The sequence below is a fragment of the Arcticibacter tournemirensis genome (genome assembly GCF_006716645.1).
GTDB classification, from domain to species: Bacteria; Bacteroidota; Bacteroidia; order Sphingobacteriales; family Sphingobacteriaceae; genus Arcticibacter; species Arcticibacter tournemirensis.
This window is the reverse complement of the sequence record NZ_VFPL01000001.1, coordinates 3792761-3813500: the sequence shown is the minus strand read 5'-3', so window position 1 is coordinate 3813500 and position 20740 is coordinate 3792761. Positions and strand designations below refer to the sequence as shown.

Annotated in this window: 21 protein-coding genes; 13 read left to right on the top strand and 8 right to left on the bottom strand. The window is 42.9% G+C overall.

Translation table 11 applies throughout. From position 1 onward, the window contains the following. Positions 1–14: 14 nt before the first annotated feature. Entirely contained in the window at positions 15–473 is a 459-nt protein-coding gene (locus BDE36_RS16090; RefSeq protein WP_128771382.1) for a MarR family winged helix-turn-helix transcriptional regulator, read from the bottom strand. Between the two features lie 178 nt (positions 474–651). Between BDE36_RS16090 and BDE36_RS16085 the strand changes: the two genes are divergently transcribed. Both BDE36_RS16085 and BDE36_RS16080 read left to right on the top strand, forming a co-directional pair. Then, a complete protein-coding gene (locus BDE36_RS16085; RefSeq protein WP_202618194.1) occupies positions 652–1038 on the top strand; it encodes a hypothetical protein in 387 nt (128 codons plus the stop codon). A gap of 60 nt (positions 1039–1098) precedes the next feature. Beyond that, a complete protein-coding gene (locus tag BDE36_RS16080) occupies positions 1099–2523 on the top strand; it encodes an alpha/beta hydrolase family protein (RefSeq protein ID WP_141815677.1) in 1425 nt (474 codons plus the stop codon). 14 nt (positions 2524–2537) lie between these two features. Here the strand turns inward: BDE36_RS16080 and BDE36_RS16075 are convergent, their stop codons facing one another. From BDE36_RS16075 to istA, 5 genes are all read right to left on the bottom strand, one after another. Further along, complete coding sequence (locus BDE36_RS16075; protein ID WP_141815676.1) at positions 2538–3392, bottom strand: nucleotidyl transferase AbiEii/AbiGii toxin family protein; 855 nt, start codon at positions 3390–3392, stop codon at positions 2538–2540. Further along, entirely contained in the window at positions 3389–4027 is a 639-nt protein-coding gene (locus BDE36_RS16070) for a type IV toxin-antitoxin system AbiEi family antitoxin domain-containing protein (protein WP_141815675.1), read from the bottom strand. Before BDE36_RS16070 ends, BDE36_RS16075 begins: the two co-directional genes overlap by 4 nt. An 868-nt stretch (positions 4028–4895) precedes the next feature. After that, a complete protein-coding gene (locus BDE36_RS16065; RefSeq protein WP_141815674.1) occupies positions 4896–6191 on the bottom strand; it encodes a hypothetical protein in 1296 nt (431 codons plus the stop codon). Between the two features lie 477 nt (positions 6192–6668). Then, positions 6669–7415: an IS21-like element helper ATPase IstB gene (gene istB / locus BDE36_RS16060; RefSeq protein WP_141814234.1), complete on the bottom strand. Its 747-nt coding sequence runs from the start codon at positions 7413–7415 to the stop codon at positions 6669–6671. A 24-nt stretch (positions 7416–7439) separates the two neighbouring features. Next, complete coding sequence (gene istA, locus BDE36_RS16055) at positions 7440–8963, bottom strand: IS21 family transposase (RefSeq protein WP_235904557.1); 1524 nt, start codon at positions 8961–8963, stop codon at positions 7440–7442. A gap of 259 nt (positions 8964–9222) precedes the next feature. Between istA and BDE36_RS16050 the strand changes: the two genes are divergently transcribed. Beyond that, positions 9223–9444: a heavy-metal-associated domain-containing protein gene (locus tag BDE36_RS16050; RefSeq protein ID WP_134092068.1), complete on the top strand. Its 222-nt coding sequence runs from the start codon at positions 9223–9225 to the stop codon at positions 9442–9444. A 253-nt stretch (positions 9445–9697) separates the two neighbouring features. Here BDE36_RS16050 and BDE36_RS23760 read toward each other — a convergent pair whose 3' ends face one another. Further along, on the bottom strand, positions 9698–9955 hold the full coding sequence (locus BDE36_RS23760; RefSeq protein ID WP_161987648.1) for a hypothetical protein: 258 nt from the start codon (positions 9953–9955) through the stop codon (positions 9698–9700). 195 nt (positions 9956–10150) lie between these two features. On the opposite strand from BDE36_RS23760, the gene BDE36_RS16045 reads away from it, so the two are divergent. From BDE36_RS16045 to BDE36_RS16000, 10 genes are all read left to right on the top strand, one after another. Beyond that, positions 10151–11056, top strand: a complete 906-nt coding sequence (locus tag BDE36_RS16045) for a DUF3347 domain-containing protein (protein WP_141815673.1) — start codon at positions 10151–10153, stop codon at positions 11054–11056. 14 nt (positions 11057–11070) lie between these two features. Next, complete coding sequence (locus BDE36_RS16040) at positions 11071–11382, top strand: phosphoribosylpyrophosphate synthetase (RefSeq protein WP_141815672.1); 312 nt, start codon at positions 11071–11073, stop codon at positions 11380–11382. Between the two features lie 11 nt (positions 11383–11393). After that, positions 11394–13514: a heavy metal translocating P-type ATPase gene (locus tag BDE36_RS16035; RefSeq protein WP_141815671.1), complete on the top strand. Its 2121-nt coding sequence runs from the start codon at positions 11394–11396 to the stop codon at positions 13512–13514. 8 nt (positions 13515–13522) lie between these two features. Further along, positions 13523–14581, top strand: coding sequence for a YncE family protein (locus BDE36_RS16030; protein WP_141815670.1), 1059 nt, complete (start codon positions 13523–13525; stop codon positions 14579–14581). Positions 14582–14703: 122 nt separating this feature from the next. Further along, entirely contained in the window at positions 14704–15360 is a 657-nt protein-coding gene (locus tag BDE36_RS16025) for a DUF3347 domain-containing protein (protein ID WP_134092073.1), read from the top strand. An 11-nt stretch (positions 15361–15371) separates the two neighbouring features. Beyond that, on the top strand, positions 15372–15896 hold the full coding sequence (locus BDE36_RS16020; RefSeq protein WP_134092074.1) for a DUF305 domain-containing protein: 525 nt from the start codon (positions 15372–15374) through the stop codon (positions 15894–15896). A gap of 31 nt (positions 15897–15927) precedes the next feature. Further along, positions 15928–16347, top strand: a complete 420-nt coding sequence (locus BDE36_RS16015) for a hypothetical protein (protein WP_134092075.1) — start codon at positions 15928–15930, stop codon at positions 16345–16347. Positions 16348–16374: 27 nt separating this feature from the next. After that, positions 16375–16830 carry a heme-binding domain-containing protein gene (locus BDE36_RS16010; RefSeq protein WP_134092076.1) on the top strand — a complete coding sequence of 152 codons (456 nt, stop codon included), beginning with the start codon at positions 16375–16377 and terminating at the stop codon, positions 16828–16830. A 12-nt stretch (positions 16831–16842) separates the two neighbouring features. Continuing rightward, the gene (locus BDE36_RS16005) at positions 16843–19116 is read left to right on the top strand and encodes a multicopper oxidase family protein (protein WP_141815669.1); all 2274 of its coding nucleotides are present in this window, start codon (positions 16843–16845) and stop codon (positions 19114–19116) included. Between the two features lie 103 nt (positions 19117–19219). Continuing rightward, entirely contained in the window at positions 19220–19795 is a 576-nt protein-coding gene (locus tag BDE36_RS16000; RefSeq protein ID WP_141815668.1) for a GNAT family N-acetyltransferase, read from the top strand. A 194-nt stretch (positions 19796–19989) separates the two neighbouring features. Here the strand turns inward: BDE36_RS16000 and istB (BDE36_RS15995) are convergent, their stop codons facing one another. Then, entirely contained in the window at positions 19990–20736 is a 747-nt protein-coding gene (istB, locus tag BDE36_RS15995) for an IS21-like element helper ATPase IstB (RefSeq protein ID WP_141814234.1), read from the bottom strand. Between the last annotated feature and the right edge of the window lie 4 nt (positions 20737–20740).

Genomic DNA, 20740 nt, shown 5'->3' with positions numbered 1-20740 from the left:
TACATAATTGATAGTTACTTAGGTAACTTTATTTTTTCACCAGTATTCAGATTGTCGTAGATTTTGGTAAGAACGCATTTGCAGACGAGCATGTCGTCGTCGGATATCTCTTTTGCTGCTTGCTTATACGTTTCTTCTACCACCTTGTTCGCAATTTCTTCCATCGCTTTTCCCTTGGCGGTGAGATGAATGAAACGGATCCTGCGATCGTTTCGGTCGGGGATTCTTACGATAATGTTTTGCTGTTCAAGCTTATCCAGGAGTCTGGTTGTGGCGGCCTTTTCCCTGAAAGTGCGTGTTCCTAATTCCAGCTGAGAGCAGCCATCCTTCTTCCATAAAATAGCCAGCACCGACCATTGTTCCATCGTGATATCAAGATGATGTTTCCGGAAATTCCGCAGAAGGGCGCGGTTAATAACGATAGTCGTCCGCCCTATGATGAGGTTGTAAATATCTTCTTCTAATATTTTCATAAATTGGTTTCCTATGCAACTACAAATATACGTATATGTTTAATAAATAAAACATTTTTTAATAAGCGTAATGCAGAATTTGAGTCCGGTTGCACGAGTTCTTTTAGTTGATAGTGGAACGGTTTTTGAACAATAGATGCCAGTAACAAAGAATAATTTACCTATTAAATACATCATCATGAAAAAGTCACTGTTATTGATGCTGCCATTTGCAGCGATCGTATTTGCGAATGCAGCAGTTAGCAACGCGGAAGGATCCCGTTCTTCATTGAAAAGTTATAGCGTTATACTCCGGGACACCGTTGATTCTGTGCCAACACCGACGCCAACGCCCACTCCCACACCCACACCAGCTCCAACTCCAACGCCAACCCCAACTCCAACACCCACACCAGCTCCGACTCCCACACCAGCTCCGACTCCGACACCCACACCAACTCCAACTCCAACTCCAACTCCAACGCCAACGCCAACCCCAACTCCAACGCCTACTCCTACACCAACACCAACCCCAACACCAACTCCAACACCAATCCCGACCCCAACTCCTAAACCAGCTGGCTAGGGTAATTTATTAATGAAATCAGCTGATATGATGTGCAGAACTATTTATTAAATTTACATCATGTCAGCCCGATTTCTTTTTTTCGTTTTTAGCCTTTGTTTCACCATTTTAGTAAATGCAGGAGCCCAGGATTTGCCACCCAAAACTACGTGGGAGGGTAAACTGGGAGCGATACGATTGATCCTCAGGATAAATGAAGATAGTGTTTCGCATAAGCCAACAGCCGTTTTTGACAGTCCTGATCAGGGTGCTCTTGGCTTAACAGTATCAAAGCTTCATATAGCAGCCGACAGCCTGGAGGCATTTTCTTCATTGATACAAGGCGGTTTTAAAGGCAGTTTCAATGCTGATAAATCTGTATTGAACGGGATATGGCAACAGGGGGGAGCAACGATCCCGCTTATACTAAAGAGAACTGCCAACAGGGAAGGACCAAAAAGGCCTCAAAATCCTAAGCCACCTTTTCCATACAAAGCAGAAGATCTGATTTATTCCAATAAAGATAAAACCATACAATATGGAGCTACTCTCACTCTGCCGGTTTCAACTTCGCCCAGTCCTGTAGTGATCTTAATCACCGGCTCCGGCCAGGAAGACAGGGATGAAACCGTATTTGGACATAAGCCCTTCCTTGTAATAGCAGATCATCTAAGCCGGAATGGAATAGCCGTATTAAGAGTTGACGACCGGGGAGTTGGAAAAACAACAGGCGATGCGAAAAATGCCACTTCAGAAGACTTCGCGCAAGATGTCCTTGCAGGCATAGCTTATTTAAAAACGCGAAAAGAGATTGATCCGGCAAGGATCGGACTAATAGGGCATAGTGAAGGTGGAATAATCGCTCCAATGGTGGCATTGCGTTCCAAAGACGTGTCGTTTATTGTAAGTTTAGCAGGGGTAGGAGTAACAGGAAAGGAATTAATAAAACGGCAGGTTGAACATTCATATACACGGATGGGCTTTGACCAGGAAGGGGTAAAGCGGATCCTCGATATGATGGATGTTTTGATAAAGCTAAGTGATGAATACCCTGATGAAGCCAAACTGAAATCCGAATTTAAGCCGGCCTTTCAAAAGTGGCTGGATCAGCAGCCCGAAGATTTTCTCCGGAAAGCTGGTTTTAAAGGACCTGACGCTGATAAAGCAATTGGAATGATGGCTAACAGAACTTATTCCCCGTGGATGCGCTATTTTTTTAAATATGATCCCGCTACCACGTTGACCAAAGTTAAAATACCTGTTTTAGCGATGAACGGTGAAAAGGATACCCAGGTTTCTGCAAAAGAAAACCTCGAAGGGTTTAGAAAATATCTTACGCAGGCTGGGAACAAAGATTTTAAGATTGCATTACTCCCCGGTCTTAACCATTTATTCCAGACTGCAGATACGGGCGAAGTAGGCGAGTATGCTGATATCGAAGAAACATTTGCGCCCGAAGCCTTAAAGGTCATGACAGACTGGATACGAGGGCACAGTGAAAAATAAGACGAACTAATTATCTAAGTTTTGATTTTCAGATGCCCTGTTAAATCATGAAAATATTGAGGTGTCCAAATTTCTAAAACTTTAGGATCCGGAATAAACCTGCTGATATCTGCCTTTATCCGGTTCAAATCCACACTATCAATTTTTGCATGTAACAAATCCTGAAATTCTGCCGATGTAATTAACTCGTCTTTCCTATCGCCGCTATCTTTTGCCCGAAGTGCGAAGTGTTTGAGATTAAGCGGAATCCCTTTCTTAATATACCATTCCATATCGTACCAATCCCGGCCTTTAACATTATCCTTCCACTTGCGGAACAACAAGGCATGCATCTTACCGGCAAAAAGATCCGAAATAGTAAAGCACTTTACGTAAAAAGAAAATGGTTTCAGTAACAGTTTTTCTTCCGTTTCGAAACCCGGTGGCGGCATCGTATCTACTTCGAGCTTAATTTTAATATTAGCTTTCTGCTCCAGTCCACTTTGAGGTATCACGCCTTCTAAAACCAGCTCCCTCCATATGGTTTCTGATTTTAAAAATGCCGACTCGATGTTATTCTGATTGGTTTTTTGTTTTTCCTTCACGGATACGTGCATGCCCAGTGAATCAAATTCGGCGAGAATGGAACGTAAATATTTATCCAGTGAAAAATCGGGATTAGCTTCTAAAAGTGAAAAATCCAGGTCTTCCGAAAAACGGTTAAGACCGTAAAAAATTCTTAACGCAGTACCGCCATAGAAAGCTGCCTTTTCAAAGAAGCCAGCTCGACATAGCCCTGCAAGCGCAATTTCCTGCATGATTTCACGCAGGGCCTGCAAAGCCTCCTCCTTATTGGAGGGTTGGTAGGAGTCCAGCCATTCCTTTATCATAATTTTTCGATCATTTTTATTGCCATTGATAAACTGTCTTTTTTAGGCGCATCCGGTAGCCATGATGACATCATCCTGGTATTTAATCCCCTTAAAATATCCTCATCCATTCTCAGGTCTTCAATCAAATAGGCGGCAGCACTTTTCGTGCTTCTAAGTATTATCCCTGCAGTTGTCGCGACTTTATCAAATAGAGCCTTTTCCGGCGATGCTAGCATTACATGTTGTTCATCTGATAATTTCGTCTGCTGTATTCCGAATGCATAGTATGGCAGATCCAGATGTGTATAGGTAAAGATTCCGGCTGGTGTGGTAAACTTGCAGGAAGCTTTAGTTGTCATGGATGAAATTTCAAATACCCGTTCCGGTATTAAACCATGATAAGACAAAGCGCTGTCTAAAGAGACGTAGCTCGGTCCTGAAATATGATTTGCAAGAAGAAAAGGTTCCGGCTTAGTGCCCTTAAATGATGGACCAGCAATATATAATCCTTTCTTTATAGACTGCAGTATTCCTTGCTTTAACAATTCGTGTACCTTGTCGTTAGGCCTTCTATAGTCCTTCAGCAGAGACAGTATTAACTGACGTGTCAAGGGGTGCGTCATATATGACCGTACAGCAGGGCTTAAATCCATATTCAAATGTATAATTTTTAGCAGATAATCGGAAATAAACCGATTATCTTAGTGGCAATTTACATTATTTGTACATGCAAAATATTTCTATTATAAATTGATCCGTAATGAATGCATTGTTTTGAACCCATTATAATTTGACTGCATAAAAAAGAAAATTGAATGGGCATTGTCACATTAGAAACGACGCCATGTTTTGTTTCCGGCAGCGAAGGTGGTGTGAGACCCCGTAACTTTCAACCCAGTGCCTGCAACGCACGACCTTCAACTCACAACCCATCCCGCAACCCACTTCCAAGTGACATCTTTGGCATCTACTTCTTGGAGAAAGGCTGGATCGCCTATGTGGGGTTTGTGGATGGGTGGACAGAAAAGTATCACTTTGAAGCACCTGTGTTAATTCAAAAAATTCTAAGATGCCTTTCGGTAATAATATACTCGCTAACTGTAGGTATAGATCTTGCAAGGATTACTCTTTTTACGTGTTATTAACTCTCCGCAAAAAAACAACTTTTCATTGTATCCCCCAAGTATTCCGCTTGATCCCCGATTTGGTTGATTCTACCTGAGCTTCTTTGAACTGAAATTTTTGAGAAAAGGGGCTTTTTAACGAAAAAAGCCGCTTTTTTAAGCGGCTTTCTACTTGTTTGGAGGTTTCTCCGTGATCCCGCTGGGATCGCATATTTTTATCACATTCTATTGAATGTCAGTTATTTACAAAGCCTTTTAAAATTTAGGTAACCGAATTAGTAACCTTTTTCTTTGTATTTGTTTGATTCTGTTTAAAGAACGATCTCGTTATGCAAATATAGGGAAATAGCTTTAGATGGATAAGAAAACGGAAAAAATTATTTTCCTCCTCAGTTGATCAGCTTGATGACAATGAAGTAAGCTCCGTTGGTAACGTTATTGAATTTGAAGTAGCAATTGATGTGAATTCTTCCCTTTTAGATTTACTAGTTGTAAAAAGCTCATTTAGTTGATCTTTTAAGAAATAAGAATGCCAGCTCTTACTAAACTCCTTACTTAACAGCTTTACGATCTCCAGGTCCAAAGGATAAAATTCGATGTATTGCCTGTATACAATATAGTGGTCGTTCAAATATTCCCAAAACTTGAAATGTTCGGTGTTGGCCTCAACAAAAAGTTTACTATAAAGCACTGTCCCAAACCCCGAATCTCTAAGTACGAGATGGTCCGTATAGTCATTGGTGTACTTCATTTTACTAGCAAAGAGCTTATTGGCTTCATCTATTTCTTCTTTAGGGATAAGATTATTCCTAAGCATTGAAGAATAAATTTTTAAGAAGTTATTCCTCGGCAGCACCTTTTTACGCCAAAACTGCCTTGTCTCTTCTGGAGAAAGCTCTAACGTAGTAATTATTTCAGGATGTTCATCTACGTAAGGCAGTAGGTAGTCTTCATTTGCTTTAAGGAATGCGAGTAAGGACGATGACATCAACTCATTTTGAATTGACAAAACGGATTTAATAAAGTTATTTGATCTTTTAAAATACCAGTCTTCTGTATTATCTATTACTTCGAATGCTTTCTTCCAAAAATTTTTCATTTCATTTTTTTCGACAGCACTTGGTATCAGCTGAAGAATGGGGAGGATAGATGCATTCGGAGGGGTTTGATTGGGGTCATAAAAAGTTATCAATTTATTGATTAAGGTTGCAACGCCTCCTTCAATAGTAAGTTTTGGCAAATTACTTATTAAAAAGCTCCAAAAGGCCTCTACATGAGCATTAATAATAAGATTGTCCTTGTTATGAGCACAATCATTTCGTCGGTCCTTCCAATACCTTATCTGCAATCTTACACTGTCGTTAATTGCAAAAATTGGATCTTCAGTCCTTGCTTTATCAGGGGGAGGGCCAATTACCTCTTGTTTTTGAAGCGCATCGAAAACAGCGGCCTCCCACTTGTCTTCGTTTATCAGCTCCTTGAGCAAATTGTTCCATTTGTAATCCGGTAACAATGACGGTTTATTGCCCATCATTATTCTACCTTTAATGAGCGCTAAGAAGCCAAGATAGCTCATCAAAAGAGATGATGTAAAGGCACCTGCTTTATAGCAGATAATTGAATCCTTTAGGAGGTGGGTAACTTCGCTTGGAAACTTGTTGTGATCTAACCAGTTTTCTATTGGTAATTTCATTTAAATTAATTTGCAGGCAAAAATAACCAACCTTTAATTAAACTTCTCCTCCAGCCTTAAAGAATATCTAAATTTCATTATTTACCAACTATTCTGATAGCAACTATTTGCATCCACGTTTATCACGGGATAAATCAATTTCTCGTCTTAAAAAACACGGTGCCAGAGAACCGAGAAAAATCAAAAATAATTGTGCTACCAATAACATCAATTGTCCCTTGAAACGAACTAAAGCTGCAAATAGAATTAGATCTAGTAGTACAAATAACTATTTTCCCATCGGAAAAAAAGTCATCAATCTGCCCGTTTCGCTAATTCTTAAAGTATAATAATCACCATTGGATATACCAATTAAAGTGTCCCCCGTTCGCCACTGCAAACTGTCCCCTCAGAGTTGAGGTTTGAAAAGAACAAAAGTTGTTGTACAGATTGGCACTTTGAACTGATGCTTTTAGTCCGGTTTAACAACTATTATTTTTACAAAAATACATTTTCCGGTTTGGATTTTTTTCTCCTTAGAGATTCTCCAAACAATTCGACTCTTAAAGAGTGGTGAACGATACGGTCAAGTACCGCGTCAGCGATTGTCTTTTCACCAATGATATCATACCAATCCTTAACCGGAATCTGCGACGTGATCACCGTGGACCGTTTTTGGTGCCTGTCCTCAATGATATCAAGCAATGCAAGTCTGGATTGAGGATCAAAGGGCTGCAGACCAAAGTCATCCAGGATGAGCATGTCCAGACGCTCTATCCGCTTGAGTTCTGCCAGCATAGTTCCTTTTGCCTTAGCCAGCTTTAACTGGCCCATCAGCTTAGCTGTATTTACATACATGACTTTATACCCGTTCTGGCATGCATGATACCCAAGAGCGGTAGCCAGGTAACTCTTGCCGGTTCCTGTAGAACCGGTGATAAACAGGTCTTTGTGTTCTTTGATAAAGTCCAGTCCTGCCAGCCGGTGCACCTGGTTTTTATCCAGTCCGCGGTCAAAGGAGTAATCTACCTGTTCCAAAGATGCTTTGTACCTGAAGTTAGCTGTCCTGATGGTTCTTTCGATGAAGCGGTTACGTCTGTCGTCCCATTCACTGGCCACCAGCAGGGAGACAAACTGATCGGCCGTGAGGGATTCTTTCACTGAAGTCTCCAGATTTGTTTTAAAAGCATCATACATGCCGTAAAGGCGAAGCTGACGCATCTTCTCTAGTGTTTCGTTGTTCATTATTCTTTATAATTTTATAGCTGGTTACTGATAATATTCTTTACCCCGGATGTTGTTGTGTAGAGGAATAGTGGCCGGTTCATCTTCAGGGGTAAGCTGGTCCAGGCGTTTACGGAGGATCTCCTCTATGACCGGATAGTTGTACTGTCCAATGTTGTCGGCCCAGCGGCAGGCGCCGGCAAGGCGGTCGGAGCCTACCCGTCTGGCAAAGCTCAGGATACCGGAACATGATTTATAAGCCTGCTCAGGATAGGCTTTGTGCTCCAGTACCTGGGCGATATATCGTGCTACATCTTCATGGATCTGTTCCGCTTCCTGTATAAACTTTTCGGGTGTCCATTCGGTTAAAAAGCGGTGCTGTGAGGCCAGATGCTCTTTGTCAGTAGTATAATGGTACTTGATCCGGTTGCGCTTATGGGCAGCAACCTGCGTGTAATGGAAATAGATCCGGACTATAGCAGAGGTATAAAGTACTTTTACCTTCTTACCAATATAAGTGTAGGGCACGCTGTAATAGTGAATATCTTCGCCTAAGCGCACATAACCGTTCTTCATCACTGTTGCCATGACTTGTTTGTGCACTTCGTACCGTATTGGGTTAAGTGTGCCAAGGGCTTCCCGTTCAATCTCTTCAAACTGTTCACGCCTCGAATAGCTGCGACCAGAAAAAGGTTTGTTGTTATGAATCTCCAGCGCCGGACGTATGGCAGCGTTCAGCGATTCCAGGTCACTGAACCTGCGGCCCTCCAGTCGCTGGTAAATACTCCGGTAGATCAGTTTAACAGCCCCTTCCACCAAAGACTTGTCGCGCGGCTTATAAGCTCTTGCAGGAACTACAGTTACCGAATAATGCTCCGCAAAAGCTGCGAACTCATCATTGAGCACTGCCTCATACTTGCTCCCTTTGGTTACCGCTGAACGCAGATTATCTGGAACGATCGCCCGGGGCACACCCTCGAAATAGTGCAGGGCATTCTCGCAGGCCCTGATCAGATCTTCCTTGCGCTGGCTTTCCACAGCTTCCACGTATGTAAGCTGGCTGCAGCCCAATATGGCTACAAACACCTCTGCATCACGTTCAGGACCATCAGCAGGATGAAATTGAAGTTTGCTCCCGGCAAAGTCGATATACATCTTATCACCTGCTTTGTGATCAATATGCATCACAGGTTTGGAAAGCTGAAGATAAGTATGGATAGCATTGTTAAAACGGGATCGTCCGTAACCTCCAGGATGTTTCGCTAAGTATTCCACATGCAATAGCTCACGGGTTACACCCTTCTTTTTTAGTCTTTTACAATACTCAGGAAGCAGTAACTCAAGTTCCTGCCGCCGGGGACTGTTTACAGTCTTGGCTGCCGAAGTCATGAAAAGTACCGACAGTTCACTATCGCTCTTGGCACTGAATTCTTCGTGGGTAATACCAAGCTGATGCCACACGCGAACATACTTTTTTACGGTAGTACGGGAACTGCCGACCATCCCATTAATGGTCTTGGTGCCGGTTCCCTGGCAATAAAGACGGATAATCTGCCTAAGTTTATTCATTTGAATTGGTTTATTGGACATTGGCATCAAGGATTTGTGTTTAGCGAAAAGCTAACAAAAACCCGGTCCATAGAAACCTTCGGAACTAAACTTTATGTTCTTTTCAGGGGATCACTTTGATTTGGCCAAAGGGGGACAGTTTACTTTGGCCGAAGGGGATCACTTTGCTCTGGCAGAGGGGGGCATTTTCAATTGGCCAAAAGGGGTCAGTTTGGTGTGTTTTATCCACAGTATCAGATAACTATAAAATTTTTAAGCAATGGAAAATAAAGAATTTCAATTCAAGACAAACATCAATTGTGGCGGATGTATCGCATCAGTAAAGCCTCACCTGGATAATGCAGAGGGCATCTGCCATTGGGAAGTGGACACAGCCAATAAGGACAAAGTACTTACTGTGAAGTCAGAGGGCATTACAGAGCAGGAAGTGATATCGACGGTACAAAAGGCAGGCTTCAAAATAGAGCCGTTGAATGCCTAAGCATAAAAAGGGGAAAATGCCCATTCTACCACTGATTGTCAAAATATTAGGTTTTCAGGTAAGGGCATTTTTTCCGTATTAAAGAAAGACAATCAGCAGGGTAAGTAATTTTTTTGGTTTGTATAACAAAAAGATGTAAAACGGTAAAAAAAACGAATCTTCTTTGTAACTTTGTGGCGTTGAAAAATTTGAGGATACATATAGGCATTTTAACACTGTTGTGTTTGGGTTTCTTTCTGATGCCCAATCTAAGTTATGCCTGTCCCAAAAATGCAACAACGGCTGAGAAGGCTGCCTGTTCCAAGAAAAAGTCCGCCAAAGCAGAACACCAGGCAGGTTGTAAAGATAAATCCTGTAACAAATGCAAGCATGGCAAAGGCTGCGGGGGCAATTGTAAACATAACTCTTGCAGGTGCGGCGCTTCCGTAACCTCTTTAACCATACCAACTCCCATCGACTTAAAAGCAAAATATCCTTTTGCAGCAGTTAAAAAGCAAAAATTCGGTTTCAAAGAAGCCTATTATTCTTCGGGCTATTACTCCATTTGGCTACCGCCTAAAATAAGCTAAACCTATGGCCTGATAGCCATAGGTGTGCCCTTTCAAAAGCAACTCTCCGCTTTTGAACTTCCCTATTTGTATCATTTATTCAAAACTTTAACCAGGAAAGGGGTTGCTAATACCTCGTTTCTAAAAAAGTAATTATTATGAAATCATTATCGAAAATGGTGATGGTAATCGCTGTATTACTATCATCAATTAACGGTTTTGCACAGATCAAGAATGCGAAAACGGAAACCGTAAAGATCTACGGTAATTGTGAAATGTGTAAAACCACCATCGAAAAAGCAGGTAATGTAAAGCAGGTAGCCAGCGTGGATTGGAATAAAGATACCAAAGTGGCTACACTCACTTACGACAGCGACAGAACAAACCAGGATGAAATCCTGAAGCGTATTGCTTTAGCCGGGTATGACAATGAGAAGTTCCGCGCTCCCGATGACGTATATGCTAAACTGGCTGGCTGCTGCCAGTATGATAGACCCTTGAAGACGGTTGCCAAAAATAAAGAGGCGGGTAAGGATATGGCGGGTATGGATATGACCGGCATGAAAACAGAGCACGGCAATCATGATCACAGTAAAATGGATGCCTCAGCTAAAATGACGGACCCCCAGGATCAGTCACCGCTAAAACCTGTATTTGACAGCTACTTTTCAGTGAAAGATGCCCTGGTAAAGACCGACGCTGCTACCGCAGCCGCCAAAGCCACAGAATTGGCAGCAGCCATCAAAGCGGTAGATATGAATAAGCTGTCGGCACAGGAACATACGGCCTGGATGAAAGTAATGAAAGACTTAGCGGCCAATGCAGCGAGTATTTCAGCATCAAAAGATGTAGCAAAACAAAGAAATGGCTTGGCAGCACTTTCAGGTAATATCTACGAACTGGCGAAAGTTTCCAAGCAGGACGTTCCCGTTTACTACCAGCATTGCCCTATGTATAATGGAGGCAAGGGAGCCAATTGGCTGAGTAAGGAGAATGGAATAAAAAATCCATTCTATGGCTCACAAATGCTTAGCTGCGGCAGCACGGTAGAAACCATCAAATAACAGATCTGAACGCTATGGTACAGTACGATGACATGGTGCAGGCGCTCAAAGAACTGAGACAACGTGGGTACAGTATGGACTTTAGTCTTTTACCGGACTGCCTGTACTGTGCATCAAGGAGCCTGAAGCTAAAACCGGAGGATTTTACGGTAACGGAAACACATAGGTTTGAAAGCCTCGACAGCAGTCCTGATAACAATGCAGTTGTGTACGCGATATCGTCCAATGACGGTAAGAACAAAGGGGTACTTGTTGATGCCTATGGTACTTATGCCGGTGTGATGACCCATGAGATGGCAAAAAAATTAAATGCACATAAATTTTAACCCCCCTTGTTATGAATAAATACACTTGTCCGATGCATCCGCAGGTGCTAAAAGACGAACCGGGCAAATGCCCGCTCTGCGGTATGACATTGGTGCCAGTTGGCAGTACATCAGCTTCTCATCAGCATACATCAGGACATGGGCATGCTGAGCATTCTTCTCATGATCATGAAAAAGAGGGCTTTAATAAGCATGCAGGGCACCATACCGGGGATTTCCTGAAACGCTTTTGGGTAAGCCTGGTCATTACAGTTCCAATCCTGCTGTTATCACATATGATACAGCAATGGTTGGGTTTCAGCCTTGCTTTCACCGGCGATAAATATGTATTGCTGGCACTCGGAACAGCCATTTATCTCTATGGAGGCTTACCCTTCCTGAAGGGAATGATGGGCGAGATGAAGGCAAAAGCCATAGGGATGATGACACTTGTTGCCATTGCCATATCCGTAGCCTACATCTATTCGGTGGCCGTTGTGTTTGGCCTGCAGGGCATGGATTTCTTTTGGGAACTGGCAACCCTTATCGACATCATGCTTTTGGGGCATTGGCTGGAAATGCGTTCCCAGATGGCTGCTTCCCGGGCATTACAATCACTGGTGGCCTTACTGCCAAACGATGTCACCGTTGAACGAAACGGAGAAGCCGTAAAAATAAAGCTCGAAGAGCTGCAAAGCAATGAAACGGTCATCATAAAACCGGGGGAAAAAATTCCGGCCGACGGCTTGGTACTGGAGGGCGTTTCTTACATCAACGAAAGTATGCTTACCGGGGAAAGTGTTCCCGTAAAAAAGGAAACGAACAGTAAGGTGATCGCAGGATCTATCAATGGCGACGGTGCGTTGAAGGTAAAGGTAACAGCAGTAGGAAAAGACAGCTACCTGAACCGGGTGATTAACCTGGTCCAAGAGGCACAGGCTACTAAGTCCAATACGCAGAACCTTGCTGACAAAGTAGCCAAATGGCTCACTTTTATTGCCATTGCCGTTGGCATAGGCACATTCGTTTATTGGTTTGCCAGCAGTGGTGATACTGCCTTTGCCCTGGAAAGGATGGTTACGGTCATGGTAACCGCCTGCCCGCACGCATTGGGTGTGGCTATCCCGTTGGTAGTCGCCATTTCCACCACACTTTCGGCGACTAATGGTCTGCTCATTCGCAACCGGACGGCATTTGAAACAACCCGGAAGCTATCTACCATCATTTTTGATAAAACCGGAACGCTCACCAAAGGTTCCCATGCAGTGGAAAAAGTGATCCCGTTAACGGACGAGTATAAGGCTGATGAAGTGATCCAGTATGCTGCCGCAGTACAGCAAAATTCGGAACACCATATCGCAAAAGGCATCATGGCAATATTAAAAGAAAAGGGCCTTGCCTTATGGAAGTCTGAAAACTTCAGCTATATGCAGGGCATCGGTGTTAAAGGTGTTGTCAAAGGGAAAAATGTAGTAGCTGCGGGGCCAAATTATTTCAAAGAAAACCGCCTTTCCTTGCCGGAAATTCCAGCAGAAATCAACCAGGAAGCCGAAACGGTCAACTTCGTTCTCATCGAAGATCAGGTAATCGGCATCATCACTTTGGCAGACAGCATCCGGGAGGGTTCCGGACAGGCAATTGATGAACTCAAAAAAATGGGTATTAAGTCCTTTTTGCTCACCGGGGACAATGACAGGATTGCTGCTGCGGTGGCCGGAAAATTAGGAATGGACGGTTATTTGGCAAATGTGCTGCCCCATAACAAGCAGGAAAAGGTAAAAGAGTTCCAGGATAAAGGTGAAGTGGTTGCCATGACAGGTGATGGTGTCAATGATGCACCTGCACTGGCGCAGGCAGATGTCGGTATTGCCGTAGGTTCCGGTACGGATGTGGCTGCCGAAACAGCGGACATCATATTGGTGGACAGTGATCCCAGGGATGTAGTTAAGCTGATTGACTTCGGTAAACTCACCTACAAAAAAATGGTGCAGAACCTGATATGGGCGGTGGGTTACAACGTTGTGGCGATTCCACTTGCAGCAGGTATCCTCTATCCAAAATTTATTTTAAGTCCCGCTATGGGTGCTGTGCTGATGAGCGTAAGCACCATTGTAGTGGCCATTAACGCAAGTTTCTTAAAAATCAAAAATTGAAATCTAAAATGAAAAACATAGCATTTTTAGTAGCAATCGCTGCCGTTTCCTTTACCACTTTGTCCTCTTGTAACAAAGATGACAAGGGAGATATGTCAATGGACAAAAATATTGATTACCCCGCAGCATACGTGGTCAATGGTGAAAGCGCCACCGTTTCAATTATCAAGCTAAGCGATAATACCGTGAGCGAAACCTTTGACATCATGAACTCCGGTGGTAATATGATTATGTGGCCGCATCACATTTATAACCATCAAGATCACTTAACCATCGGCGTACCAGGTATGGATTTGAGTGCCGGTCATACTGGCGGTATGGCAGGTATGAAAGGGCGTATCCTGATCCTGGATGCAAAGAAAGGAACCATTTTAAAGGATATCGAAACACCGGCAATGAATCACAATGCCGTTTATTCTCCGGACGGTACAGAAATATGGACAACGCAAATGGCGATGGATGGAAAGGTGTTGGTTTACGATGCCACCACCTATGCTGTCAAAAATACAATCTCCGTAGGTGAAGATCCGGCGGAAGTAACCTTTAGCATGGATGGCACAAAAGCCTACGTGTGCAACGGTGGCAGTGGTACAGTTTCAGTGATCAGTCCTTCTGCAAAAACCGTGGTAGCTACCCTGACCGTAGGCGATGATCCTGTCGGAGCCTGGCCTGCGGGTAACGGCAAAATGTATGTGGACAATGAGGCTTCACAGACCATTTCAGTGATTGATGTAGCGACCAATACGGTAAGCGAAACTGTTAGTTTAGGTTTTATGCCCGGATTTGCCGCCCATAACGCGTCAAAAAATGAACTATGGGTGACTGACCCTATGAATGGGAAAGTTCATTACTGGACTTGGGACAATGCCATGAGTATGTGGATGCACGCGGGTGTATTTAATACCGGTGCAGGAGCGCACGCCATTGTATTCACACAGGACGGGAATACCGCTTATGTCACCAACCAGGAAAGCAATACGGTTTCAGTAATCAACGTATCATCACATGCCGTAACAAAGACGCTTAACGTTGGTAAAAAGCCCAATGGCCTCGTGATAAAAATGTAAAAGAAAGGTGGCATAGATACTATTATCTATACCGCTAACAATAACTCTTACCGGTTGCCGGTACTGCATGGTACGGTGGTAACCCTAACTTAAAATACTTATTCAATTTAAAAATTAATAAAATGAAAAATTTCGCATTATCAGTCTTCGCAGTTATCATAACATTTATAGCAGTATCCTGTACTGAGTCTTCAAACAAAAACCAGTCTGGAACGGATACCACTGCCGTTTCTGAAGGGCAGGCGACTTCCCAATCAAATGATACCTTAACCGCCCCTGCCGCTACCGATACATCAAGCGGTAAACAGCCAGGCGAATCAGTAAATGCCGCAGCCAAAGGATTTTCCATTGCGCCCATCATTACCGGCTACCTGTCATTAAAGAATGCTCTCGTTTCAGACGATGACAAAGCTGCTGCCGGAGCAGGTAAAAAACTCTTAGCTGCTTTGAACCAGGTAGACATGAAAGCCATTCCCGCCGATAAGCATAAAAAATACATGGACATAGCGGATGATGCAAAAGAACATGCGGAGCATATCGGGGAAAATGTTGGCAACATCCACCACCAACGCGAACATTTATCCTCGCTTAGCGAAGATTTGAAAGACCTGATTGATTTGTTTGGTTCATCACAAACATTGTATCAGGATCATTGCCCGATGTTCAACGACAATAAGGGAGCTGTTTGGTTCAGTGAAAACAAGGAAATCAAAAACCCTTATTATGGCTCGAAAATGCTGACCTGCGGTAAGGTGCAGCAAACAATTAACAGCAAATAAAAATCAGTTATATGGAAAATATGGAAAACAGTCACCATGCACACCATGCTTCAGCGCATGGTGTGCACAATTCAAAACATGCTTCTGGCATGTACAAACGCTTTGCGGTGATGGCTGTCGCAATGTTCGGAGTTATGTATTTTATCATGTACGCCATGATAGACGGGTGGCAGAACCTTCTACTCAATATCAACAATTTGTATATGACCTTGCTGATGACCTCGGCAATGTTGCTTATTGAATTATTGATCATGAAAATGATGTACCCCAACAGGAAGATGAACTGGTTGATAGCAATAATTTCAGTCGCCGTTGGCATTTTTTCATGGTTTGGTATCAGGGAACAACTCAATGTCGGGGACAAGCAGTTTGCAAAGGGTATGATACCCCATCACGCAGCAGCCATACTGATGTCTGAAAAGGCTCACCTGACCGACCCGGAACTGATACAGTTACAAAAAAACATACTTAAAACTCAGGCAGAAGAAATTGAACTGATGAAGCGCAAACTAAAAGAGTTTGAGAATGATAAATAGGACGATGATAAAATTCAAAAAATAATTCAACATGAGCAAAGTATTAATCGGCTTGCTTTCCCTGTTAACCCTGCTATGCACCGCTTGCGGGCAGACAGGGTCTGATAAGGCGGAAGCAACACACCATCACCCGGAGGCAGTCGCAACAGGCCACGAACATAGTATCCAAAAAGGCGAATTGGTCCCCTCAGATGAAGTCTGCATGGTCAACGATGCCTATATGGGCAAAAAGCAGTTTGACGTAAAATTTCAAGGTAAAACATACTACGGATGCTGTGAAATGTGCAAAGAGCGCATTCCAAAAGATGCCAGCGTTCGGGTGGCAACGGACCCGTATTCCCACAAGCAAGTGGATAAAGCTGTAGCGGTGATTGCCGTTACGGGGAACAACGGCGAAGTATCCTACTTTGAGAGTAAGGATAATTACGACAATTATTTTAAAAAACAGTAGTCACATTTTAAATGAAGCCACAATATTATGTCCTTAAAAAAGAAAATCATATTGGGGTTGGCTGTTATCTTAATCGGCATACAGTTTTTTCAGCCGTTACGAAACCAGTCGGATGAAGTAACCGCCTCTCATATTGAAAGGGTTTACAACGTACCCCAAAACGTAAAGGCCATCCTTACCCAATCCTGCTATGACTGTCATAGCAACAATACCCGCTATCCGTGGTACAGCCGTATCCAGCCCGGGGCATGGTATATGGCACGGCATATCAAAAAAGGCAAAGAGGAACTCAACTTTAGCACCTTTGGCGAGTATTCAGCCCGCAAGCAGCGAAATAAGTTCAGGGCAATGGCGGGTCAGGTCAAGGACGGGGAAATGCCGTTGTCGTCATATACGTTGATTCATCGCAACGCAGTATTATCACAGCAGGATAAGCAGGTTTTGGTTAATTGGTTTGGCACAATGGAAGACAGTATTAAATAAAAATTTCAAATAATGAATAGATATAAAGACATACCCATAAAAATACTGCAAACAGTACTGATACTGCTTTGCACGCAAACCCTGTTTGCACAGAAGGTAGTGCATTACGAGCTGTATGTAAAAGATACCCTCGTAAACTATGCAGGAAAGCAAAAAAGAGCGATTGCGGTAAACGGGCAAATACCCATGCCCACGCTTACATTTACCGAGGGAGACACTGCCGAAATTGTAGTACACAACCTGTTAAAGGAAAATACATCATTACACTGGCATGGCGTATTCCTGCCCAATAAAGAAGATGGTGTACCCTATCTTACGCAACAGCCGATTAAGCCCGGTACTACCTATACCTACCGTTTCCCAATTATCCAGCACGGTACACACTGGTATCATTCACACTCAGGATTGCAGGAACAAATAGGAATGTACGGCAGTTTTATAATGAACAAGCGTGCGGACGATAAGACCTTTAGAAAAGGAATCGACGATTTGCCCACCTTACCCATTGTCCTGAGCGAATGGACAAATTATAACCCTAACAACATTAACCGGATGTTGCACAACGCCAACGATTGGGCTGCCATTAAAAAGAATGCAACGCAATCATACGTTGAAGCTATCAAAGAAGGAAAATTGGGCGTAAAAGTAAAGAATGAGTGGAAACGGATGCTGGCAATGGACGTAAGTGATGTGTATTATGATAAGATCCTTATGAATGGCAACAATTCGCCGGAGTTAAAATCGGTGGATGGAAAAAAATTGAAGGCTGGGGATAAAGTCCGTCTTCGTATCTCCAATGGCGGTGCATCTTCTTATTTCTGGCTGCGTTACGCCGGTGGTAAAATTACCGTAGTGGCAAACGACGGTAACGACGTGGAGCCAGTTGAGGTGGACAGGTTAATTATTGCCGTATCAGAAACATACGATATAGTGGTCACTATTCCTGATGATGGTTTGGCGTACGAATTTTTAGCGACAACCGAAGACAGGACACAATCGGCAAGCTATTTCATCGGTAATGGGGTAAAGCAGCTTATTTCACCGCTGCCGAGACTGAAATACTTTGAAGGGATGAAGATGATGAACGATATGATGAAGATGAACGGCGACCTGGACGACATGGGTATGAAGATGAGCCTGAACCAAATGGATATGAATGTGGTCATGTACCCCGAAATTACAGGAGAAGCAGGAAAAAAGGCGGACCATAGTAAGCATGGCGGAATGAATATGGATAATGACCCCAACCGTTATAATGCGAATGCTTTGGGAGATATTGTTACTTTAAATTATTCCATGCTCAAATCTCCCTACAACACATCACTACCTAAAGATGCACCTGTAAAAAACATAAAATTCACCCTTACCGGGAATATGAACCGCTATGTTTGGAGCATGGACAACAGGGTACTTTCTGAAACGGATAAAATACCTGTCAAGAAAGGTGAAATACTGCGCATTACGATTTACAACAACTCCATGATGCGCCATCCCATGCACCTGCACGGGTTTGATTTCCGGGTGCTAAACGGAAAAGGTGAGCATTCACCGCTTAAAAATATCATTGATATCATGCCGATGGAAACAGACACCCTTGAGTTCGCGGCAAATACGGAGGGCGACTGGTTTTTTCACTGTCATATTTTGTATCACATGATGTCGGGCATGAATAGGGTGTTTGCTGTAGGCGATTACCAAAATCCCAACTTACCCGATAAGGCTAAAGCCTATAGAACCTTACAGCGGGAAAGCAATATGCCACATTTCATGGCGCAAAATGACTTTGCCACAAACGGAAATGACGGAACGGCAATGCTGCAAAACACGAGGTGGAACCTGAGTTCGGAATGGCGTTTAGGTTACAATGATATGCACGGCTACGAGGTGGAAACACATTTAGGCAGGTATTTGGGCAGAATGCAATGGTTTATGCCATTCATAGGTTTTGACTGGCGTTACCGCAGACTCGGTATTGATGAGCACGAAAAGAATTTGTTTGGGCAAAGAAATGAGAAAGACACCCGCAGACAGTTTAGCTTAGGATTTATCTATACGCTGCCGATGCTGGTTAACTTCCAGGCAGAGGTATATCACGATGGAATCGTCCGGTTGCAAATGACGAGAGAGGATATTCCTATATCCAAAAGATTACGTGGTGGCTTTATGGTGAATACGGACTTTGAATACATGGGGGAACTTAGTTACATCATCAACAAAAACATCGGCATCCGCACTCACTACGATAGTGATATGGGATGGGGTGTCGGATTATCATTGACCTATTAAGATGGATAAACATAACGATGATATTTACTGGTCTGATGCGTAATCTTCTTACCGAAGAGATTAGATCCTTGTAAAATAATATAAAACTGTATAACCAATATTTATGAAAAAGGCAAATTACACCCACAAGAATTTAGTTATTGAAATTCTTGCATCGTCATTTGACACCAACGCAAGTGTTAACTACATTATTAAACAGGATAAACATAGAGAGAAACGAATACGTGCACTGATGGACTATTCTTTTGACATCTGTATGATGTTCGGGGACGTTTTTCTTTCTGATGATGAGAAAGCTTGCGCTTTAATTGTTTATCCAGAAAAAAAGAAAAGTACTTTTCGTTCATCAGTGTTAGATTTAAAACTTATCCTTCGATCTGTAGGAATAAGTAATATAAACAAAACCTTAAAGAGGGAGAAACTCATAAAGAACATTCAACCCAAAATAATCATGTCTTATCTATGGTTTATTGGAGTTGATCCTTTGGTACAAAATCGGGGTATAGGAAGTAAGATGCTCCAGGAAATAATCAATTTCAGTAATTCTTCTAATCGTCCTATTTATCTGGAGACATCAACAGTCAAGAATCTGCCGTGGTATGAAAAATTTGGATTTGAAGTTTATAATGAACACGACCTCACTTACCATTTGTATTTTTTTAAAAGAGATGTAAAATAACTGGCAATGTTGGTATTTGGAACACAAATGCACATCGTCACATTTCTTTTCGTGAGTGGATATACCAATTAAAGTGTCCCCCGTTCGCCACTGCAAACTGTCCCCTCAGAGTTGAGGTTTGAAAAGAACAAAAGTTGTTGTACAGATTGGCACTTTGAACTGATGCTTTTAGTCCGGTTTAACAACTATTATTTTTACAAAAATACATTTTCCGGTTTGGATTTTTTTCTCCTTAGAGATTCTCCAAACAATTCGACTCTTAAAGAGTGGTGAACGATACGGTCAAGTACCGCGTCAGCGATTGTCTTTTCACCAATGATATCATACCAATCCTTAACCGGAATCTGCGACGTGATCACCGTGGACCGTTTTTGGTGCCTGTCCTCAATGATATCAAGCAATGCAAGTCTGGATTGAGGATCAAAGGGCTGCAGACCAAAGTCATCCAGGATGAGCATGTCCAGACGCTCTATCCGCTTGAGTTCTGCCAGCATAGTTCCTTTTGCCTTAGCCAGCTTTAACTGGCCCATCAGCTTAGCTGTATTTACATACATGACTTTATACCCGTTCTGGCATGCATGATACCCAAGAGCGGTAGCCAGGTAACTCTTGCCGGTTCCTGTAGAACCGGTGATAAACAGGTCTTTGTGTTCTTTGATAAAGTCCAGTCCTGCCAGCCGGTGCACCTGGTTTTTATCCAGTCCGCGGTCAAAGGAGTAATCTACCTGTTCCAAAGATGCTTTGTACCTGAAGTTAGCTGTCCTGATGGTTCTTTCGATGAAGCGGTTACGTCTGTCGTCCCATTCACTGGCCACCAGCAGGGAGACAAACTGATCGGCCGTGAGGGATTCTTTCACTGAAGTCTCCAGATTTGTTTTAAAAGCATCATACATGCCGTAAAGGCGAAGCTGACGCATCTTCTCTAGTGTTTCGTTGTTCATTATT

Excerpts from the sequence above, each read along its gene's own strand:
- BDE36_RS16070 (WP_141815675.1), bottom strand. The coding sequence starts at position 4,027 with ATGGATTTAAGCCCTGCTGTACGGTCATATATGACGCACCCCTTGACA.
- BDE36_RS16085 (WP_202618194.1), top strand. The coding sequence starts at position 652 with ATGAAAAAGTCACTGTTATTGATGCTGCCATTTGCAGCGATCGTATTT.
- BDE36_RS16035 (WP_141815671.1), top strand. The coding sequence starts at position 11,394 with ATGAATAAATACACTTGTCCGATGCATCCGCAGGTGCTAAAAGACGAA.
- istB (WP_141814234.1), bottom strand. The coding sequence starts at position 20,736 with ATGAACAACGAAACACTAGAGAAGATGCGTCAGCTTCGCCTTTACGGC.
- BDE36_RS16025 (WP_134092073.1), top strand. The coding sequence starts at position 14,704 with ATGAAAAATTTCGCATTATCAGTCTTCGCAGTTATCATAACATTTATA.
- BDE36_RS16050 (WP_134092068.1), top strand. The coding sequence starts at position 9,223 with ATGGAAAATAAAGAATTTCAATTCAAGACAAACATCAATTGTGGCGGA.
- BDE36_RS16000 (WP_141815668.1), top strand. The coding sequence starts at position 19,220 with ATGAAAAAGGCAAATTACACCCACAAGAATTTAGTTATTGAAATTCTT.
- istA (WP_235904557.1), bottom strand. The coding sequence starts at position 8,963 with ATGAATAAACTTAGGCAGATTATCCGTCTTTATTGCCAGGGAACCGGC.
- BDE36_RS16075 (WP_141815676.1), bottom strand. The coding sequence starts at position 3,392 with ATGATAAAGGAATGGCTGGACTCCTACCAACCCTCCAATAAGGAGGAG.
- BDE36_RS16015 (WP_134092075.1), top strand. The coding sequence starts at position 15,928 with ATGAGCAAAGTATTAATCGGCTTGCTTTCCCTGTTAACCCTGCTATGC.
- BDE36_RS16005 (WP_141815669.1), top strand. The coding sequence starts at position 16,843 with ATGAATAGATATAAAGACATACCCATAAAAATACTGCAAACAGTACTG.
- istB (WP_141814234.1), bottom strand. The coding sequence starts at position 7,415 with ATGAACAACGAAACACTAGAGAAGATGCGTCAGCTTCGCCTTTACGGC.
- BDE36_RS16065 (WP_141815674.1), bottom strand. The coding sequence starts at position 6,191 with ATGAAATTACCAATAGAAAACTGGTTAGATCACAACAAGTTTCCAAGC.
- BDE36_RS16080 (WP_141815677.1), top strand. The coding sequence starts at position 1,099 with ATGTCAGCCCGATTTCTTTTTTTCGTTTTTAGCCTTTGTTTCACCATT.
- BDE36_RS16020 (WP_134092074.1), top strand. The coding sequence starts at position 15,372 with ATGGAAAATATGGAAAACAGTCACCATGCACACCATGCTTCAGCGCAT.
- BDE36_RS16045 (WP_141815673.1), top strand. The coding sequence starts at position 10,151 with ATGAAATCATTATCGAAAATGGTGATGGTAATCGCTGTATTACTATCA.
- BDE36_RS16090 (WP_128771382.1), bottom strand. The coding sequence starts at position 473 with ATGAAAATATTAGAAGAAGATATTTACAACCTCATCATAGGGCGGACG.
- BDE36_RS16030 (WP_141815670.1), top strand. The coding sequence starts at position 13,523 with ATGAAAAACATAGCATTTTTAGTAGCAATCGCTGCCGTTTCCTTTACC.
- BDE36_RS16010 (WP_134092076.1), top strand. The coding sequence starts at position 16,375 with ATGTCCTTAAAAAAGAAAATCATATTGGGGTTGGCTGTTATCTTAATC.
- BDE36_RS16040 (WP_141815672.1), top strand. The coding sequence starts at position 11,071 with ATGGTACAGTACGATGACATGGTGCAGGCGCTCAAAGAACTGAGACAA.